The sequence below is a fragment of the Polyangium sorediatum genome (assembly GCF_029946465.1).
In the GTDB taxonomy this organism is placed as follows: domain Bacteria; phylum Myxococcota_A; class Polyangia; order Polyangiales; family Polyangiaceae; genus Polyangium; species Polyangium fumosum.
This window is the reverse complement of sequence record NZ_JARZHI010000005.1, coordinates 192683-210621: the sequence shown is the minus strand read 5'-3', so window position 1 is coordinate 210621 and position 17939 is coordinate 192683. Positions and strand designations below refer to the sequence as shown.

Below are 17939 nucleotides of genomic sequence, written 5' to 3'. Positions count from 1 at the left end.
ACCAAGTCCTCCGCTCCTCCGCTGAAAACGTATCCCCTGCCCGTTCATCGGGGCGAACCAATCACCACCGTTTTCTGCTCCGTGACGGCCGCCCCATCGGCGTCCGAGACCTCGGCTTTCAGGTTCACCTGCCGGTTGATCAGCACCTCGATGTCGAGCTTCGTATCGATCTGGAAGAGGATCCCCTTCGCCTCGCAGAACCCCTGCGCCGGCCTGTCCGGAAACACACGCACCGATTGCGAGGGCCCGAGGACCTCGCCCGTGTCGGTGAGCGTCGCCGTGAGCTTCACGATCGCGGTTTGCTTCAAACCTCGCGTGCGGAGCGACGCGAAGATGTGGTGCCCCCCTTGCTCGCCGGACCAGACCTGCAAGGTGTCCTGATCCGCGAGCGGGCTGAAGGTTTCGTCGCCCTGCCCGAGCGTCAGCGTCGGCGCGCCCGCCCCCTTCGGCTTGCACCAGCTATATTTCGCCCAATCGGACGTGTAGGCCTCGAGCACCTCCGGCGCGAGATAGGGGTCGAGGCAACGGCCCCAGTTGCACGTCAGGCCCAGACCACACCCGCCGCCGCAATTGTTTCCGCTCAGCGTGACGCGGAGCAAAGGCGTCTTGCCCGCCCGGGCGCGCGTGCTGGCGAGGCGCTGTCGCACGTTCATTCCGGTGCCGTCGACGTCGGTCTCCAGCGAGACCTCGACGAGCGCGTCGTCCGCGAGGCCCTCGATCGGGAGCTCCTTGGGCAAGACAAGCGGCGCCGGCACGCCCGTGCCCCACATCTCGTCCCGGACCACGGCGCCATCCACCTTCGCCACGACGTGCACCGACGCCGCCTGCACGAAAAGCTCGTTGGGCGCATTGATCACGCCGACGACCACCTTCGCATCGCTCCCGCCGCCCCCCATTCCGCCGCCGCCCCCCATTCCGCCGCCGCCCCCCATTCCGCCGGCACCGCCCATGCCCCCGGCGCCGCCCATTCCGCCCGCGCCGCCGCCACTCCCACCCATTCCGCCCGCGCCGCCCGTACCTCCGGTACCGCCCATTCCACCGGTGCCCCCGGCACCGCCCATTCCGCCGGCCCCGCCGGCGCCCCCCGCGCCCCCGGCGCCGCCCGCGCCGGGAGAAGGATTTGGCTCGCTCCCGCATGCGGCGAGAGAAGAGAGAAGCATCAACAGACAGGTGAAGGATCGCTTGTTCACGTCACGCTCCCGATGTCCGATCAAAAAATCTTACAACGACCCGCGACAACGTGGAAAGCACTCCTTGTGGATGTCGCCACGCGTCATCCCCCTCGTGCATCCTACGTTCGCAGACTGCTGAAAGTTTCTTGGGTCACTGGAAGCGAGGCTCCCTTGGCGTGGAATCGCCTGCTGCTTGTCGCTTGACAGGGAGAGGGTTGGATTTCCCATGCATCGCTTCTCCATACTTTCGGCTTACGGAAAACCTCCACCTGTTTGCGAAAGAAGGGTCATGTCGAAGAAGCAACCGATCTCCGTGCTTGGCGTTCGTCGTTTCGGGAAAACCCTGGGGGGCCTCTCGCTCGTGCTGGCTGCCGGTTGCGCGGTCTCCGAGATGCCGGAGGAGAACCTCCCCGCCGAGGGTATGGAGGAGGCCGCGGCGCAAGGCGGCAAACCCGTCTTCACGCCGGCCGGCGACGCCGATCAACGCACGCTGGCCGAGGCCATCAGCCGCGCGCACATTGCGGTCAACGTGGAGGCGCTCGGCCTCGAGAGCGTGGAAGACATCGTCGTCAAGCGCGTGCGGATCGACGAGCTCTCGCTCGCCCACACGCGAATGCAGCAAAAATTCAAGGGCGTGCCCGTCTTCGAGGGCGAGGCGATCGTGCACCTCGATCGCCATGGGAATCTGAGCGACGTCACGGATGGCTTCGTCAAGCACATCCGCCGCGGGCTCTCGGCGACGCCCACGTTGAGCGAAAAGCAGGCGATCCGCGCCGCGCTCGATCGATACGTCTGCGAATCGTGCATCACCGCGGCGCCCGAGGTCGATCTGCTCGTGATGCGCCACGCGGGAGAGGATCACCTCGCTTATCGCGTAAAGCTGCGCCGCATCGATAGCACCCGCGACACGGCGATGCCGGTGATCTTCATCGACGCGCACAGCGGCGAGGAGATCCACCGCTACGACAACCTCCAGACCGCGCAGGGCACCTCGCTCTACAGCGGCACGGTGACCATCGGCACGAGCGTCTCGGCGAGCAAGTATTACCCCGAGGACCTCACCCGCAAGGTCGGCACGTTCACCTACGCCAATGGCACGAGCACCGTGTATCGTATCGCCGACACGGACGACGTCTGGAACGGCAGCGATCAGCGGGTCGTGGTCGACGCCCATTTTGGCGCGTCGATGGTCTACGACTACTTCAAGACCGTCCACGGCCGCAATGGAATCGACGGCGCGGGCGGCCCGACGGCGTACGCCGCGGCGAACGGCGGCGCCGGGCTCATCAGCTCCATCGTCCGGTACAGCACGGCCTACAACAACGCATTCTGGGACGGGACCAAGATGACGTACGGCGACGGGGACGGCTCCACGTTCGCGCCACTCGTCTCGCTCGACATCGCCGCGCACGAAATGACGCACGGCGTGACCCAGTACGAGGCAAACCTCACCTACCAGAACGAATCCGGCGCGCTGAACGAGTCCTGGTCGGACGTCTTCGGCGCGCTCGTCGAGCGGTACGTCTACGGCGAGAGCACGGACACCTGGAAGATCGGCGAGGATTGCTACACGCCGGGCACCTCGGGCGACGCGCTCCGCTACATGGATGACCCCCACGACGCAAGCAATGGCGGCTACACATCGAACGACGACCCCGACCATTACAGCGAGCGGTACACGGGCACGAGCGACAATGGCGGCGTCCACATCAACTCGGGCATCCCGAACCACGCATTTTACCTGCTCGCGAAGGGCGGCACGCACCACCTGAGCGGCGTCGCGGTCACGGGCATCGGCGCCGACGACGCGGGCAAGATCTGGTACAAGGCCCTCGCCGATTACATGACCGCGAGCACGAACTTCGCAGGCGCCCGCCAGGCCACCCTGAGCGCGGCGAGCGCGCTCTTCGGCGGATCGAGCGCGCAATATACGTCGACGCAATCGGCCTGGTGCGCGGTCGGCGTCGGCGAATGCCCCGGCACGAGCAGCGGCGGCGGCGGCGGCAGCGGGACGAACCTGCTCACGAACGGCACGTTCGAGAGCAGCGTGAGCCCCTGGGTGCTGAGCGGGACGGGCGCGCTGTACACGAACAACGGCAATTACCCGCAATCGGGCACCGGGTACCCGTACTTCGGCAATGCCGTCAGCGTCTCGGGCTCGATGCACCAGCCGATCACGATTCCTACGGGCGCCTCGCCGACGCTCACGTTCTACCTGAACGTGACGACGGCCGAGACCACGACGACGACGCAATACGATCAGCTCTTCGTCGAGCTCCGGAGCACCTCCGGCACGCTGCTGAAGACGCTCGCGACCTACAGCAATCTGAACAAGGGGACGGCCGGCGCCTACGCGCAGAAGAGCCTCTCGCTCGCGGGCTACGGCGGCCAGACCGTCCGCGTCCAGTTCCGCACGACGAACGATAGCTCGGCGATCACGACGTTCCGGGTCGATACCGCCGAAGTGAAGTGAAGCAAGCGATGCGCGGTTGACCCGCGCGGCCCGAGGCGTAATCCTCGGGCCGTGCGTGCCCTCCGTGTCCTCCAGCAAAGAGACGAGGCGATCCGCGCGCGCGTCGCGCGGGACGTCGAGAGCCTCCTCGGCGAGGGCAGCCTCGAATCGCTGGCCCTCGCGGCCCACGCGGCGATGGAGCGGGAGACCACACGCGCCCGCGGCGCGGCCGCACGCGCCCCAGCCTGCTCGGCCGGCTGCTCGTATTGCTGCCACGTGCACGCGCACGCGACCCTGCCCGAGATCCTCGCCGTCGCCGCGTGGCTCCGCCGCTCGCTCGCCCCGGAGGCGCTCGAAGCCCTGAAGGAGCGGCTCGCCCGGCACGTGGCGCGCGTCGAGCCGCTCTCCGACGAGGAGCGCTGGGCCGCGCGGATCCCGTGCGCGCTGCTCGACGAACGTGGGTACTGCTCCGTCCACGAGGCGCGTCCGCTGCGCTGCCGGGCCTTTCATTCGTGCTCGGCCGACGATTGCCGCGATGCGTTCGAGGGCCGCGCCGACGCCCTGCCCCCGCGCGCGGCGCTCCTCACGCGCGCCGCGGACGCGGTCGAGGCGGGCTACGATCATGCGCTCCTCGCCGCGGGGATCGACGCATCGGGCCATCGGCTGGAGATCGGGCTCCTCCGCGCGCTCGAACGTACGGCGCCGTAATTCCACGGCAGGCGCGCGAGAGGGCGATCGCAACCGCGCAAAACCGTGGCATTCTCCGGCGCATGCGCACTCTGCTATCTCTCTTTCTCCTCCCATGTTTCGTGATCCCCTTCGCTTGCTCGGCCAGCGGTGATCACACGTCCACGAGCAGCGGCGGCGGCACCGCCGGGGCCGGCGGCGGCGGCGAAGGCTGCGGCCAATGCTTCGGCGCTGTCTTCACGCCCTGCAATCCCGACGGTACGCCCGGCACGCCGGTCACGTGTCCGAGCGGCGTGTGCGCGCCGAAGGTGGGCTGCGTCGAATGCCAGCCCGGCGCCCTCACGTGCGTCGGGAACGAGGTCCGCCGCTGCGCGGAGGACGGCCAGACGGCGACGGAGGTCGTCGAGGTCTGCGACGCCACCGCGGGGTTCGGCTGCTCCAATGGGGCGTGCACCGGCGCCTGCGACGTCGCCGCGGATCAGCCCTCCAACGTGGGCTGCGAGTTCTGGGCCGTGGATCTCGATCAACAGGACGGCTTGAACGATCCGGCGAGCGCGCCCTGGGGCGTCGTCCTTTCGAATACGGGCGAAGCCGTGGCGAAGGTCGTGATCGAGCTGAACGACGCGCCGCTCGGAATGCCCGCGACGCCGAAGCTCGTGCTCGCGGTCGACGTGCAGCCCGGCGCGCTCTTCACGGCGAAGCTGCCCACGCGCGAGCTCGATTGCGGGGTCAAGCCAAACGATTACCTCTCCCCCGGGACGTGTTTGTCCTCGAACGCGTTCCGCATCACCTCGTCCACGCCGATCGTCGTGTATCAGTTCAACGTCTTCGAGAATGCCTACTCGAATGACGCTTCGCTCCTCCTGCCCACGCCCGGGCTCGGCAAGATCTACCGCATCATCAATTGGCCCGCCGGGCACCCGATCCCGCTTGATTTCCCGGGCATCGGGAAGATCATCGATCGCTCGTACGTGACCGTGGTCGGCACCAAGCCGAACACCCTGGTCACGGTCAAGCCGAGCTGGCGCATCAAGGGCAACCCGCCCATCGCCGCGACGCAGCCCGGCGGCGAGATCAAGGTCACGCTGAATCCCTTCGACGTCTTGAACCTGGAGACCGACGACGCCACGTTCCAGGACGACCCCAAGACGGCGGCCGATCTCTCGTCCACCATCGTCACGTCCACGCTCCCGGTCGCGGTCTTTTCGGGTGTCGAGACCACGAGCGCGCCCGGCGGCGTCCTCGAGGTCCCGACCTACGGCGGCTGGACGAGCGACAATACCTGCTGCCTCGATCACCTCGAAGAGCAGATGTTCCCCGTGGAATCGATCGGCTCGCGGTACGTGATCACGAGGAGCCCCGTGCGCTCCACGTCAGGCTTTCGTGAGCCCGACGTCATTCGATTCCTCGGCGTCGCCGAGGACGCGACGGTCACGACGAACCTGCCCCCGCCCTTCGATTCATTCGTGCTCCAGGCAGGCGAGGTGAAGACGACCTGGGCCCAGGACAATTTCGTGGTCGGCGCGACGAAGCCGGTCATGGTGGGGCAGATTCAGGTTTCGAATGGATACGTCGACGGCCCGGCGATCGGCGACCCTTCGCTCACCGTCTTCCCGCCGATCGAGCAGTTCCGCACCGAATACGTGATTCCGACGCCGTCTTCGTGGACGCAGAACTGGGTCGTGGTCGCGGCCGAGGTCGGCTCGGAGATCATGCTCGATGGCGCCACGACGAACCTTTGCCAGATCGAGCCCGCGGGCATGGTCGAGGGCAAGACGTACCATTCCCGCAAATGCCCGTTGCAGCCCGGCGTGCACCGCCTCTCCGGGGACAAACCGTTCGGCATCATTGCGTACGGATACGGGAGCGCGGGATCGTACGCGTTCGCGGGCGGCGCGGACGTGAAACGCGTGTACGAGCCGCCTCCGCTCAAGTAGACGCTCGCCTGCCTCGCCGGCCGCCATGGGATTCGAGGGGTGGAGCCATTTCCTCCCCCCTCACGCCCCGCCACGAACCTCACGCCCCCCCGAGACGACGATGGCCACGCGCTACGACAGGCCGTGGCCTCGCACACGCCATTTTCATGACGGTCACGTCGTCGCCGTGAAAGACCCCGGGGACGACGATACTCGCGCGTCCCCTCGTGGGTGCACGCCAAGCATTTCGTGCTGCGGGTTGGTCCGCGTGCTTGCTGCGATGGGCTCGTAGCGGCGGAGGTCGCTCAGGCTCTCGACCAAAACCATGAGGACGGTTGCTATCGGTAGTGACCCCCACTTCTGGTATCTCCGCGTATCAGACTGCCTCTGCGCTGCGGACGTCAGGGCATAAGAACCAAAATCTCATGCGGCGACGCTTGACGTGCTCTTGCGTCTCAGGCGACATTTCCTCTCTGCATCCAGCTCCCCGCCCCCAGCTCATCCTGCTGCTCGTCGCGCGAAGGAAGGCAGAATCGTACGCATGGAATTGCAACCCGCCCAACAATCGGTTCCCCTCGACGAGGATGTCGATCTGTTGCGTCTACGCATTGCAGATTTAGAGAAGCAGGTCGAGGTTCAGGCCCAGGAAATCAAATCGGCCCGAGCGGACGCGCTGCGGTATCGCCGTTATTTCGACTTTGCGCAGATCGGCATGACCGTGACGTCCCTCGAGACCGGTTGGGTCGAGTTCAATCAGCGGTTGTGCGAACAGCTCGGCTATTCACCCGAGGAGATGACGGCCACGAATTGGGTCGCCCTCACGCACCCCGAGGACGTCTCGCTCGACATGGATCTGTTCAACAAGCTCGTCCGGGGCGAGATTCAACGATATAGCCTCGACAAGCGCTTCGTGCGCAAGGACGGCAGCACCATGTATGGGAACATTCTCATTCAAGGTGTGTATCGCCCCGACGGTTCGTTCGACCATCTCTTCGGCTTCTTGCACGACATCACCGAACGCTGGGAGAGCGAGCGGGAGCGGCTGGCGCTCAAGCAGGAGATCATCGACGCGCAAAAGAGGGCGCTGCGCGAGCTGTCGACCCCGCTCATCCCGGTCGCCAAGCACGTCCTCGTGATGCCGCTCGTGGGCACGATCGACAATGTCCGCGCCCAGGCGGTGCTCGAGGCCTTGCTCGATGGCGTCACGAAGTATCAGGCGAGGATGACCATCCTCGACATCACCGGCGTGCAGGTGATGGATAACGAGGTCACGAATGCGATCATTCAGGCCGCCCGCGCCGTCAGTTTGCTGGGCGCGCAGGCGATCCTGACGGGGATCCAGCCGGGCATCGCCAAGACGCTCGTGGACCTGCAGGCCGATCTGAGCACCGTCATGACGCTCAGCACCGTCCGAGAGGGCATTTCGTACGCCCTGGGGCGGCTGAAGCGATAGCGGCCCTCTTCCAGGGGCCCCGCGCGTGCACCTCGACGGGCAAAGGCGCGGCCTCACGGAAGGGGCGCGAAGCACGTTCGAACCTGATATCTTCGCCTGCCATGGGACGACACGACGGGCGCGTGGGGTACCGCCGGAGGGCCAAGGCCACACTGGAAAAGGGCGCGTGGCTCTCGATCGCGCTCTCCGAGCTCGCCTGCAGCCCCGCGCCCGCGCCCACGCCGCCCGCCTCGTCCACGCCCACGGAGACCGTCGCGCCGGCGTCGCCCACGGCCGCCCCCGCGCCGTCCGTCGCGGCGTCGACCGGCCTGAACCAGGGCGAAGAGGAGATCCTCCAGAAATTCATGCCGTACGCGGTCACGGACGGCTCGATCGCGCGCCGGGTGCTCTTTACGTGGACCACGCGCGAGCAGATCGCTGCGCTCGAAAAAGCCCCCGTGCTCCTCACGCGCGCCGAATCCCCGGAGCACGGCGCGTCGTATTTCGATCAACTGCTCCACGCCCGCGCCCTCGCCAAGGATCCGCTCGCGCAAATGCTCCGCACGACGCCGTTTGCCCGCGCGCGGTACGCCTGGACCGCGCCCTGGGCCACGACGTACGGCCTCGGCGGCGAGTCCTACGGCGACCAGCTCCTGCGTGTCACGCTGAAGCCCGAGGCGTGGATCGCCGTGCTCATGACCTCGAAGAAGGCCCTCGACGTACGGGATCTCGCGGGCAAACCGGTGCCGATCGCCGACGCGCTCGCCCACCCCGAGCGCATCGCGGCCGTGTATTTCGTGCACGACACGCCCAAGACGGGGTATGCCGCGTCGCTCGCAGGCCCGGAGGAGCGCGTCGGGTATCGCGAGTACGTGCTCTGCAACGAATCGATGATCGAATCGTGGTCGCTCCGGACGCCCGAGATCCGGAAGGAGCTGCTCGACAGCGCGGCGGCGCTCCGCGCGCTCGCCCGGCACCTCTTTTTGCACCCGCCGGAGCGGCGGTTCACAGGCACCCGGTGGAACGTGCACGTGGTGACAGAGACGTTTCCGCTCGCCGCGCCGGTGCCGACGCTGCTCGGCGCCTATGAAGCATCACTCGCCTTTCCTTTTGGCGTGTACGAGCCGGAGGCCGATCGGCTGAACACGGTCGCCACCCGGGTCGAGGAATACGAGGAATCGCAAAAAGGCCCGCCCCTCATGCACACGCCCACCGCAACGTTCCCGCCCCCCTCGGCGCGGAAGCCGTCGCCGCCGCCGCGGATCGTCCGGCGGTACGGGACGTATTGAAGCGGCCATGCCCCGGATCGAAAAAACCGAGGCCCTCGCGCGCGTCGAGGCAGAGCGGCACCGGTTGCCCGCGTCGTTCGAGGGCTGCGTGATGTGCGCGCTCGCCCGCGGTTTTCCCGCAGACACGGAGCGGCTCGCCGAGAGCCCACGCGCCTTGGCCGTGCTCGATCGATTCGCGGCGCGGCGCGGACACGTGCTCGTGGTGCTGCGGCGTCACGTGGAGTCGATCGCGGCTTTGTCGTGGGACGAATATGCAGAGGTGCAAAAGCTCGCGTGGGAGGCGACGCGCGCGCTCGAACACGTCCTCGCGCCGCGTCGGACCTTCGTGGCGGCCCTCGGCGCGGCGACGACGCGGGTCAATTCGTTCCCGCACCACCACGTGCACGTGATCCCGATCGAAGCGGGCGATACGCAGGACCGGCCCGCGCAGGTGCTCACGTGGGAGCTCGGCGTTTACGTATACGAGGAGGGTGAGGCGAAGGCGCTCGGAGAGGCGCTCAGGGGGAGCTGGCCGGCGAGGGAATGAGGGGGCCAGCGCGTCTCCGCGCCGCCCCCAGGGCCCCTCAATGCACCCGCATCCCGGGTTTCGCCCCGCTATCGGCCGACAGGACGAACACGCTCTCCCCGTCGCCCGCCGCGAGCACCATTCCCTCGCTCATCCCGAACTTCATCTGCCGCGGCGCCAGGTTCGCGCACACGATCACGAGCCGGCCGACGAGGTCCTTCGGATCGTAATACGCCTTGATCCCCGCGAACACCTGCCGCGTCGTGTCGCCGCCGAGCGAGACCGTGAGCTTGAGCAGCTTCTTCGCCCCCGGCACGCCCTCGGCCGCGATGATCCGCGCCACGCGCATGTCGACCTTCGTGAAATCGTCGATCGAACACTGCGGCGCGAGCGGCTCCTTCGCGAGCGCGTCGCCCGCATCCTCGTACTTCGCCGGGGCCGCCTCCGCCGCGCCCGCCTCCGGGGCCGCTGCGGCCTTCGGCGCCTCGCCCGGGTCCCCCGCGCGGCTCGCTTCGATCATCTTGTGCACGGCCTCCACTTCCATTCGCTTCATCAAATGCTGGTACGGCGCCACGGGCGTGCCCACGAGCGGCTTCTGCGCGAGGTCGAACCGATCCATCGGGCAATTCAGGAGCACGCCCGACTCCGCCGCGAGCTTCGGCAGCACCGGCGCCAGGTACAGCACGATCTGCCGGTACAGGTTCAGCGCCACCGTGCACGCATTCTGCACGTCCTGCTCTTTGCCCGCCTGCTTGGCGAGCGCCCACGGCGCCACCCGATCCACGTATTCGTTCGCCCGGTCCGCGAGGCCCACGAGGAGCCGGATCGCCCGCGCGAAATCGAACGCCGCGTACGCCTCGCCGATCTCCGCGCCCGCCTTCGCCGCCGCCTCGAAGAGCCCGCCGTCGTCCGGGTAACTCGCGGACAGACCCGTCTTCGCCACGAAGCGGGACGAGCGGCTCGCGAGGTTCACGATCTTGTTCACGAGCTCCGCGTTCACCTTCTGGACGAACTCGTCGACGTTGAGATCGAAATCCTCCACGCGCGCGCCGAGCTTGCTCGCGTAGTAATAACGGAGGTACGAGGGGTCGAGGTGGTCGAGGTACGTTCGTGCCATGACGAACGTGCCCTTCGTCTTCGACATCTTCTCGCCGTTCACCGTCAAGAAGCCGTGCACCTGCACGCGGGAGGGCAACGAATACCCCGCGCTCTTCAGCATCGAGGGCCAGAACAGCGTGTGGAAATAAACGATGTCCTTGCCGATGACGTGCACGATCTCGGTCTTGTCCGAGCGCCACCAATCGTCCAGGCGCTCGCCGTTCTTGTCGCACCACTCGCGCGTCGTGCCGATGTATCCGATCGGCGCGTCGAACCAGACGTACCAGTAATGCCCCGGCGCGTCCGGGATCTCGAAGCCGAAGTAGGGCGCGGGGCGCGAGACGTCCCAGTCGCGCAGCGGCTCGGCGAGGAAATGCCCCGCGAGGTAGTTTGCGATCTCCTTCGGCATACGGCCCTCGGCCGCCGTCCATTCCGTCAGGAAGGCGTGATCGGGCTCGATCGCGACGAACAGGTGCTCGGCGCTCTTGAGCTCCGGCCGCGCGCCGGTGTGCACGCTCTTCGGGTCGACGAGCTCGGTCGCGCTGTACGTCGAGCCGCACTTGTCGCAGTTGTCGCCGTACTGATCGGGCGCGCCACAGCGCGGGCAGGTGCCCTTGACGAAGCGGTCGGCGAGGAACGTGCCCGCCTGCGGGTCGAAGAGCTGCGTGACGTCGCGCTTCGCGACCCGCCCGTTCTTCCGGAGCGAGGCCCAGATCTCGTGGCAGACCTCGCGCGTCGCGGCCGAATTCGTGCTGCCGTAGTGATCGAACTGGATCATGAAGTCGGCGAAGTCGCGCTGGTGCGCGACGCTCATGTCCGCGATCACCGCCTCCTCCGAGCGCCCCTCCTTGCGCGCGCGGATCATGATCGACGTGCCGTGCGTGTCGTCCGCGCAGATGTAGACGCAGCGGCGCCCGGTCATGCGCTGGTACCGCGCGAAGATGTCCGTCTGCGTGTACTCGAGCATGTGGCCAAGGTGAATGTGGCCGTTGGCGTAAGGGAGCGCGCTGGTGATCAGCAGGGGGTTTGGGGGCGTAGCTCCGCTTGTCGGAGCGGAGCCCCCATCGTTCAAAGGCTTCATGGCGGGCGCAATGTGCACCATCGCGCGGACAAATGCCAAGCCCCGACCTGCAACCGCGCAGCTCGTCGGTCCGTCCGCGTCAGAGGTAGAGGCTCTTGCGCGCGGCGCGCCCCTCGTCGAGTAGCTCGGCGATCCGCGCCTTCACCGCATCCACCTTGGGCTGCACCTCGGCGTCTTCCTCGTTGCCCGTGCCCTCGAACCACATCGGCTCGCCGAACCAGATCGAGCAGCGGGCCGGCAGCGGCAAAGGCAGGACCGTCGGCGTGATCGGGAAGTACGGGATGTTGAACGCGCGGGCGAGCGGCTTGATGTCGAAAAACGCCGGGCACGCCTCCTCGCCGCCGACGAACGCGAAGGGCGTGATGGGAGAGCGTGTCTTCATCGCGAGGCGCACGAAGCCCGTCCCGAAGTCGAGCAGCTTGTACCGATCCTTCCAGAGCTTGCCGCTGCCACGCGCGCCCTCCGGGAAGACCATGATGAGCTCGTCGTCCGCGAGCAGGCGCTCGCAGTTCTCGGGCAGGCCCGTGACCTGGCCGGACCGCGTCAGCCACACGTTCACGAGCGGCAGGCGCTGGAAGACCTTCTCGATCATCGCCTTCACCGCCCGCGGCGGATGCGCGTCGAGCATCATCGCCGTCGCCACCATCATGCCGTCGTAGGCGAGCTGCGACGAGTGGTTGCCGATGAGCAGGCCCCTCCCTTGCGGCACGCGATCGATCCCGTGCACCTCGACCCGGAAATAGTGCCGGTAAAACCAGGCCGCGACGTAAAGCGTGCGCTTCGCCGTCGCCGTGGAGAAGCCCCATTTGTCGAACCCGAGCTTGTTCACGGAGGGCGAGACCGTGTCCACGATCTCCGCGAGTTCCCGGGGAATCTGTCGATCCAGCGCCTCGAACAGGCCATCCAGCGAGCGCATCGTGCGTATCACCTTTTGACGTCAAAGATAACTGAGGAAAACGAGATCCCGCCGCCTTCGCTTGAGCTCCGCGAACCAGCGGCAGAGCGGGTAGAGCGCCGCCACGACGGCGAGCGTGTATCCGTAGACGAAGGGCAGACCATGCTGGGCCTCCGCGGGCAACCCCATGGGGTCGTGCCAGTCGAACACCTTCGGGCCGTGGATCGCGTAGTGCACGACGGCCGCGGAGGCATGGATCAGGTAGAGGTGGAGGATGTAATAAAAGAGCGGCGCCCGGCCGAACACGAGCAGCACCTTCTTGCCGGGGAATTCGCGCCCCTCGAGCGCGCCGAGCGCGAGGAGCGCGGGCCCGAGCGTCATGAGCAGGTACGAGAGCGACGGCGGGTACTTGCGGCAATTGAGGAACGAGAGCGCCGTGGAGAGGGCGCTGCCCTGCGAGGTCCAGGGCGAAGGATCGCCGTACACGTTCGCTCCCCGGACGATCACGAAGGCCAGCGTGAGCGCCGCGCCGAGCTTGTAGAGCCGCGCGCGGCGCTCCCCCGGCGCCGCTTCGAGGAGCGCGCCGAGGCCATATCCAGCGGCCATGACGCCGATCCACGGCACGAGCGGATACGCGACGAACACGTAGTGGCCCGGCGCGGGCTCGAAAGGCCGCGACGCGTGGAGGATCGAGCCGACGACGTCGAGCGCGCTCCCTCCCGTGAACGAGACGCCGTCGAACAGGTTGTGCCCGGCGATCATGACGACGCCGATCGCCGCCACCACGCGCACGGGCAGGTGCACGAGGCCCGCGAGCGCGATCATGCTCCAGCCGATGGCCCAGATCACCTGGAGCGGCGTGATGTGGTAGCCCGGATCGAAGGTCCACCCGAGCCGGATCACCGTGATCTCCAGGAGCACGAGCCAGGCGCCCCGGGTGAGGAGGAAGCGCGAGAGCTCGCCCCGGCTCTTGCCCCGCGCGGCCTGGAGGTAGGCGCTCGTGCCCGCCAAAAGGACAAAAACGGGCGCGCAAAAATGCGTGATCCACCGGGTGAAGAACAGCGCCGCGCTGGTCTTCGTGACGTCGAGGCGAAAGTCGACCGGCGGGCCCACGAAGTCCCGCACGTGGTCGATCGCCATCAGGATCATGACGAGGCCCCGGAGGACGTCGACCGCGTCGAGGCGCGCATGTTCGGCAGGTTTCGCGGGGCTCGCGGCCTGAGCCGCGCCGCTTACTTCGAGAGACGGAGACGTCACCGGCGCGAGCTTACCAGGAGCGTTCGGCGTTTCGAACCTCGCTCGTGCTCGAAGCAGATGCTCACTCGATGCGGAATCGATCGCCGTGGTCGCCGTCGTCGTCGCGCCGGTCGAACACGACGAACGGGTTGTATCGATTGCCGAGGCGCTCGCTGTAGCGACCCTCGAGCCGGACCGCCACGTTGTTCGTCACGTCGCGGAGCGTGACGTCGTCGAACGTGACGCGGACGAGGACCGGGCGGCGATCGCGGCTGCAGAAGGTGGCCGCCGGCGGAGCTTCGAGAGTGAACGAGCCGACGATGCGGCCCTCGCGATCGGCGCGGAGCGTGCTCCGCTCGGAGACGTACTGCCGGACGATCCGCCGGTCGCCCTGGCCCCCCGTGACGACGCCGGCCCGGGTCGCGCAGCGGTACACGGCGCGGACCTCGGCGCGGAGGCGAAGCTCGACGTTCGCCCCTCGTGCCAGGCCATACTCACGAAAATCGACGTCGAGGTCCCCCCCGCGCGTGATGTCGACGCTCAGGTTCCTGAACACGGGATTTCGCTCCCGGCGCTGCGCCTCTGCGGGGGATGCCGCGAGGAGCGGCGCGGCCGCGAGCGCGGCAAGCATGACGAGGCGAATCGTTCGTCCCATGGCGCATTCCTCCTTTGCACGCGCGGCACGCGCGCGGCGAATCTGCTCTCGACGAACGAAGGCAGGCCCCGCCCTCTTCGTCGCCCCCTTCCCATGAGACCGCCCGCGCACGACCGGAAGCGCCGCCCGGCACGGATGTTCGCCGTGCAGGCCGGTTCCTCCCGTCCTCGTGAGAACTTCCAAAGTTTATCGGCGAGCGCGTGGCCGCCCCGCTCGACGAGGGCTCGCCCAGGCCAAAGAGACAGCGCGGTGGTCAGATGTGCTCCGGTGAGCGCGGCTCGCCGTGATTGCCGTGGCGGAGACGACCACCCACGAACGGAAACAATTGGGGAGGCCAACCATGAATCAGTTCTCGAAGTTTTTCGCGCTGCTCGGTCTGTCCGCGTCCGTGGCGCTCGTCGGCACCGGTTGCGCGGCCGAGGTCGAGGATCCCGAGTCCGAGCTGGCCCTCGCGGACGAGGCGGATGACAGCGCAGAGCTCGCTGTGAGCGCGGAAGACGAGACGACGGCGGAGAGCGAAGACGCGCTCTCGAGCACGGGCGCTTGCGCCTGGGGTGCCTGCGGCGGCGGCGGGGGCTTCGTCGGCGGAGGCTTCGTCGGCGGGGCCGTCGTCGGCGGAGGCTTCGTCGGCGGCGTCGGCGGGATCGGCGGGATCGGCGGCATCGGCGGCATCGGCGGCATCGGCGGCATCGGCGGCATCGGCTGCGGCTACGGGCGCGGCTTCGACTGCGCGATCGGCGGGCGCCGCTTCCTCCGCGGCCCGTACTACGGGGCTTGCGGCGGCTTCGCTGGCGGCCTCTGCGGGGCCGGCCGGTTCTGGTGATCCGGGGCGATTCGCCCACGAATCGACAATGAATCCGAACCCGACCGGCACCCGGGAGCCGGTCGGGTTCCCTTTTTGTACGCGGTGGGCAAACCGCGCCTATCGCCAGCCGTCGATGGATACCACGCGCCCGAGCGCGAGGACGCGCAGCGCATTCGGGTGGGACTCGTATTGATCCTGCTGGGCGTGGGCCTCGGCGAGCAGGCGCGCCTTCATCTTGAGCATGAGCGGCAGCTTCATCGCCAGGATCTGCGGCAGGTAGACGGGAACCGTCGTATTCTCGCCCGCGGGGACGCAGAGGGCGCGAATCTGCTCGTCGCCGAACACGATGCGCTTCTGGTATTTGCGTTGATCCAGGAGCACGCGCTCGATGTGGGCGTCGAGCTGGGTCACCGTGACGCTGCGCTTCGATTGGCGGACCGCGTCGCGCAGCTCGCTCGTGACGGCCTCGACATTGGAAGGCGCCTGGAGAAGCGGCGTCTTCAACACCTCGTTCGCCGCTTCGAGGGCATCCTTGAGTTTCTTGTTGTCCTCGGTCACGAGGGGCGTGACCGCCGCGACGGCGGCCTGGAGGTGCTCGACCTCGTCGAAGGGAAAACGGAGCTCGCCCGTGAGCATGACGACGGGCGGCGTGAAGCGGCCCGTCTCGCTGATCGATTCGAGCATCGCCCGCTGAATGCCCCGTCCGTCCGTGGGCGTGGCGCGCGTGAGGACGCCGAAGGTGTCGTGCCGATCCCGCGAGGCATTCGGATCGTCGGTGGGCAGGTCGTGCTTGGGATCGAGCGGTTCGAATTCAAGCTCGTCCACGATGGCGGGGAACGCGGCGCGAACACGAGCGACGCCCTGCGGATCGAACCAGAGGAGATCCACGACCTCGGGGCCGAGCCGGCGCGAGGGGCGCGCCGGCGGGACGCGCGGGCGCATGTCGTCCTGGGCGGCGGGCGTGGTCGCGACGGGCGCCGCGACGGGTGTATGCGTGGGCGCGCCGATGACGTTCGCCGACGCGCCGGCCGCCCAGGGGCTGGTCTCGCGCGGCGAGGCAGGCGCAGGCGTCACGTCGAGAGGTTCGCGGCGAGGGACCTCGGCGGGAGGAACGGGCGTCGCTTGCGGGGGCGTGAAAGGCGGCGCGACGGGGATGGCGGGAGCGGGAGGAACCGCGGGCGCCGCGGAGATCGCAGGCACGGGCGGCATCGGAGGGACGACCTGCGCGGGCGCAGGCGGCTGCACAGCCGGGAAAGGCAGCGGCGTGCGGGGAGGCTGCGTCGGGGTGCGGGGCGCCGTGACGGGGTTGGTCGCGGCAACAGGAGGCGGGACGGGCGCAGCGGCGGACGTGGGAGCGGGCGCGGGTGCGGGCGCGGGCGCAGCCGCCGGGGGACGCGCGGACGCCCCCCCGCGGGCTCTGCCTTGCGCGAGCCACGCCGGCAAATTCACGCCCTCGGCGCGCGCGAGCTCCTCGGTGGAGATGATCTCCGTCTCGACCGACTCCTCCTCGAAGATGTGTTGTTCGGCGGGACGAGCGGGCTTCGGCGGGACAGGCGGCGCGGTCTTCGCGGCGGCGGGCGCGGCGGGCGCGGGGGCCGCGGGCGCGGGGGCCGGCGCGGCGGGCTGCGCGGGCTGCGCGGGCGTGGACGATTTTTGCGGGGCGAGCGCGCGGATCAGCATCTGCACGTCGTCCCAGCCGAGCTTCTGGCGGGCCGCGCCCATCGCGACGAGGACACGCCCGCGCTCGTCGCGCGAGAGCAGCGGCATCTGGCCACGCCACGTGACGGTGCAGATCGCCCGATCCGTGTCGATCCAGAGGGCATCCCCGACGAGGTTGAGCTCCTGCGCGCCGCCGCGCGGGCGCTCGACAAACGCCTGCGGGCGGAGGCCCGGCAAGCGCGTCGTGAGGCGGGGATGATCGGGGTGGAGGTGTTCGAGGACGATCTCGAGATCAGGCGTGATCTCGGGGAGGCGCTGATCGGCCGGCGCGGCGTTGAAGTACTCGATCTCGATGTCGTCGGGCAGGGGCCGCGTGTGCCATTCCGCGTGGGAAAAACTCCCGCGATGGCGCCGGAGGCGGGTCTCGCGCTGGGGCCAGCCCGCGGCGATCGGGCCGAAGCCGACGGGGGACCCATCATCCTTCAACGTGTGTTGTCGGCGCGCGGGGTGGAGGTTCGGCAAGGGGCCGGGGGCGACGGGGATCCCGACCGGGTTCATGGTGCCGGCCCCGCCCTGCGCGCGTTCGTAGCGCAAGGGCATGTGGGTGAAGGCAGGGCCGTCGGTGATCTGCGCCTCGCCGGACCATGTGCGGTCGGCGTGGACCTCGATGGCCTTGTCGAGGGAGCCGACGACCAAACGCGCGAGGAGGGAGCGGCAAGGCTGGTGGTGCGCAGCGAACGCGTGTCCGACGAGGGTGACGTCCGCACCTTTGCGGAAGGGGACGAGGTCGCTCGGGGAGTAGACGCTGCGCCGGGGATCGTCGTCCCAGTGGTTGTCGGCGTCGTTGATGGGCTCCTGGCCCGAGGAGAGGCGGAGCTCTCCCGGGGCGAGATCGAATGTGGCTTTGCAGACGACGGTGAGCACCCACTCGCGGCTCTGCCTTTGCCAAGGGAGAGAGGCCACGTAGAAGGGGCCGAGCGCGACGACCTCCATCGGCGGGACGCTACCACAACGGAGGGAAGGGGCGGAAGCGGGAGCGGGGGCGGGGGCGCGAGCG

13 protein-coding genes are annotated in these 17939 nt (G+C 68.3%); 7 read left to right on the top strand and 6 right to left on the bottom strand.

Features of this window, described 5'->3' with window-relative positions:
• Window positions 1–44: 44 nt before the first annotated feature.
• Complete coding sequence (locus QHF89_RS08705) at window positions 45–1160, bottom strand: hypothetical protein (protein ID WP_284720252.1); 1116 nt, start codon at window positions 1158–1160, stop codon at window positions 45–47.
• Between the two features lie 301 nt (window positions 1161–1461).
• Between QHF89_RS08705 and QHF89_RS08700 the strand changes: the two genes are divergently transcribed.
• The 6 genes from QHF89_RS08700 (at window position 1462) to QHF89_RS08675 (ending at window position 9474) form a co-directional block, all read left to right on the top strand.
• Window positions 1462–3645: a M4 family metallopeptidase gene (locus QHF89_RS08700; RefSeq protein WP_136967640.1), complete on the top strand. Its 2184-nt coding sequence runs from the start codon at window positions 1462–1464 to the stop codon at window positions 3643–3645.
• Window positions 3646–3696: 51 nt separating this feature from the next.
• A complete protein-coding gene (locus QHF89_RS08695; RefSeq protein WP_136967639.1) occupies window positions 3697–4332 on the top strand; it encodes a YkgJ family cysteine cluster protein in 636 nt (211 codons plus the stop codon).
• A 101-nt stretch (window positions 4333–4433) separates the two neighbouring features.
• Complete coding sequence (locus QHF89_RS08690) at window positions 4434–6248, top strand: IgGFc-binding protein (protein WP_136967638.1); 1815 nt, start codon at window positions 4434–4436, stop codon at window positions 6246–6248.
• A 520-nt stretch (window positions 6249–6768) separates the two neighbouring features.
• The gene (locus tag QHF89_RS08685; RefSeq protein WP_136967637.1) at window positions 6769–7680 is read left to right on the top strand and encodes a PAS domain S-box protein; all 912 of its coding nucleotides are present in this window, start codon (window positions 6769–6771) and stop codon (window positions 7678–7680) included.
• A gap of 101 nt (window positions 7681–7781) precedes the next feature.
• Complete coding sequence (locus QHF89_RS08680) at window positions 7782–8948, top strand: hypothetical protein (RefSeq protein WP_284720251.1); 1167 nt, start codon at window positions 7782–7784, stop codon at window positions 8946–8948.
• A gap of 7 nt (window positions 8949–8955) precedes the next feature.
• Window positions 8956–9474 (top strand): HIT family protein, encoded by a 519-nt coding sequence (locus QHF89_RS08675; protein ID WP_136967636.1) that lies wholly within the window; start codon window positions 8956–8958, stop codon window positions 9472–9474.
• A gap of 37 nt (window positions 9475–9511) precedes the next feature.
• Here the strand turns inward: QHF89_RS08675 and metG are convergent, their stop codons facing one another.
• The 4 genes from metG to QHF89_RS08655 all read right to left on the bottom strand — a co-directional run bounded on the left by metG (window position 9512) and on the right by QHF89_RS08655 (window position 14418).
• Window positions 9512–11632: a methionine--tRNA ligase gene (gene metG, locus QHF89_RS08670; RefSeq protein ID WP_136967635.1), complete on the bottom strand. Its 2121-nt coding sequence runs from the start codon at window positions 11630–11632 to the stop codon at window positions 9512–9514.
• A 79-nt stretch (window positions 11633–11711) separates the two neighbouring features.
• Entirely contained in the window at window positions 11712–12548 is an 837-nt protein-coding gene (locus tag QHF89_RS08665; RefSeq protein WP_136967634.1) for a lysophospholipid acyltransferase family protein, read from the bottom strand.
• A gap of 21 nt (window positions 12549–12569) precedes the next feature.
• Window positions 12570–13784, bottom strand: a complete 1215-nt coding sequence (locus tag QHF89_RS08660; RefSeq protein ID WP_284720250.1) for an acetyltransferase domain-containing protein — start codon at window positions 13782–13784, stop codon at window positions 12570–12572.
• A 61-nt stretch (window positions 13785–13845) separates the two neighbouring features.
• The gene (locus tag QHF89_RS08655) at window positions 13846–14418 is read right to left on the bottom strand and encodes a hypothetical protein (RefSeq protein ID WP_136967633.1); all 573 of its coding nucleotides are present in this window, start codon (window positions 14416–14418) and stop codon (window positions 13846–13848) included.
• Window positions 14419–14758: 340 nt separating this feature from the next.
• Here QHF89_RS08655 and QHF89_RS08650 point away from each other — a divergent pair, with 340 nt between their 5' ends.
• Window positions 14759–15241: a hypothetical protein gene (locus QHF89_RS08650; protein WP_284720249.1), complete on the top strand. Its 483-nt coding sequence runs from the start codon at window positions 14759–14761 to the stop codon at window positions 15239–15241.
• 99 nt (window positions 15242–15340) lie between these two features.
• Here the strand turns inward: QHF89_RS08650 and QHF89_RS08645 are convergent, their stop codons facing one another.
• The gene (locus QHF89_RS08645) at window positions 15341–17875 is read right to left on the bottom strand and encodes a DUF2169 family type VI secretion system accessory protein (RefSeq protein WP_136967632.1); all 2535 of its coding nucleotides are present in this window, start codon (window positions 17873–17875) and stop codon (window positions 15341–15343) included.
• Window positions 17876–17939: the final 64 nt, after the last annotated feature.

What these genes read in the sequence shown, in the direction of transcription:
- QHF89_RS08705 (WP_284720252.1), bottom strand. Translation starts at nt 1,160, where the DNA reads ATGCTTCTCTCTTCTCTCGCCGCATGCGGGAGCGAGCCAAATCCTTCT.
- QHF89_RS08700 (WP_136967640.1), top strand. Translation starts at nt 1,462, where the DNA reads ATGTCGAAGAAGCAACCGATCTCCGTGCTTGGCGTTCGTCGTTTCGGG.
- QHF89_RS08685 (WP_136967637.1), top strand. Translation starts at nt 6,769, where the DNA reads ATGGAATTGCAACCCGCCCAACAATCGGTTCCCCTCGACGAGGATGTC.
- QHF89_RS08680 (WP_284720251.1), top strand. Translation starts at nt 7,782, where the DNA reads ATGGGACGACACGACGGGCGCGTGGGGTACCGCCGGAGGGCCAAGGCC.
- QHF89_RS08675 (WP_136967636.1), top strand. Translation starts at nt 8,956, where the DNA reads ATGCCCCGGATCGAAAAAACCGAGGCCCTCGCGCGCGTCGAGGCAGAG.
- metG (WP_136967635.1), bottom strand. Translation starts at nt 11,632, where the DNA reads ATGAAGCCTTTGAACGATGGGGGCTCCGCTCCGACAAGCGGAGCTACG.
- QHF89_RS08665 (WP_136967634.1), bottom strand. Translation starts at nt 12,548, where the DNA reads ATGCGCTCGCTGGATGGCCTGTTCGAGGCGCTGGATCGACAGATTCCC.
- QHF89_RS08655 (WP_136967633.1), bottom strand. Translation starts at nt 14,418, where the DNA reads ATGGGACGAACGATTCGCCTCGTCATGCTTGCCGCGCTCGCGGCCGCG.
- QHF89_RS08650 (WP_284720249.1), top strand. Translation starts at nt 14,759, where the DNA reads ATGAATCAGTTCTCGAAGTTTTTCGCGCTGCTCGGTCTGTCCGCGTCC.
- QHF89_RS08645 (WP_136967632.1), bottom strand. Translation starts at nt 17,875, where the DNA reads ATGGAGGTCGTCGCGCTCGGCCCCTTCTACGTGGCCTCTCTCCCTTGG.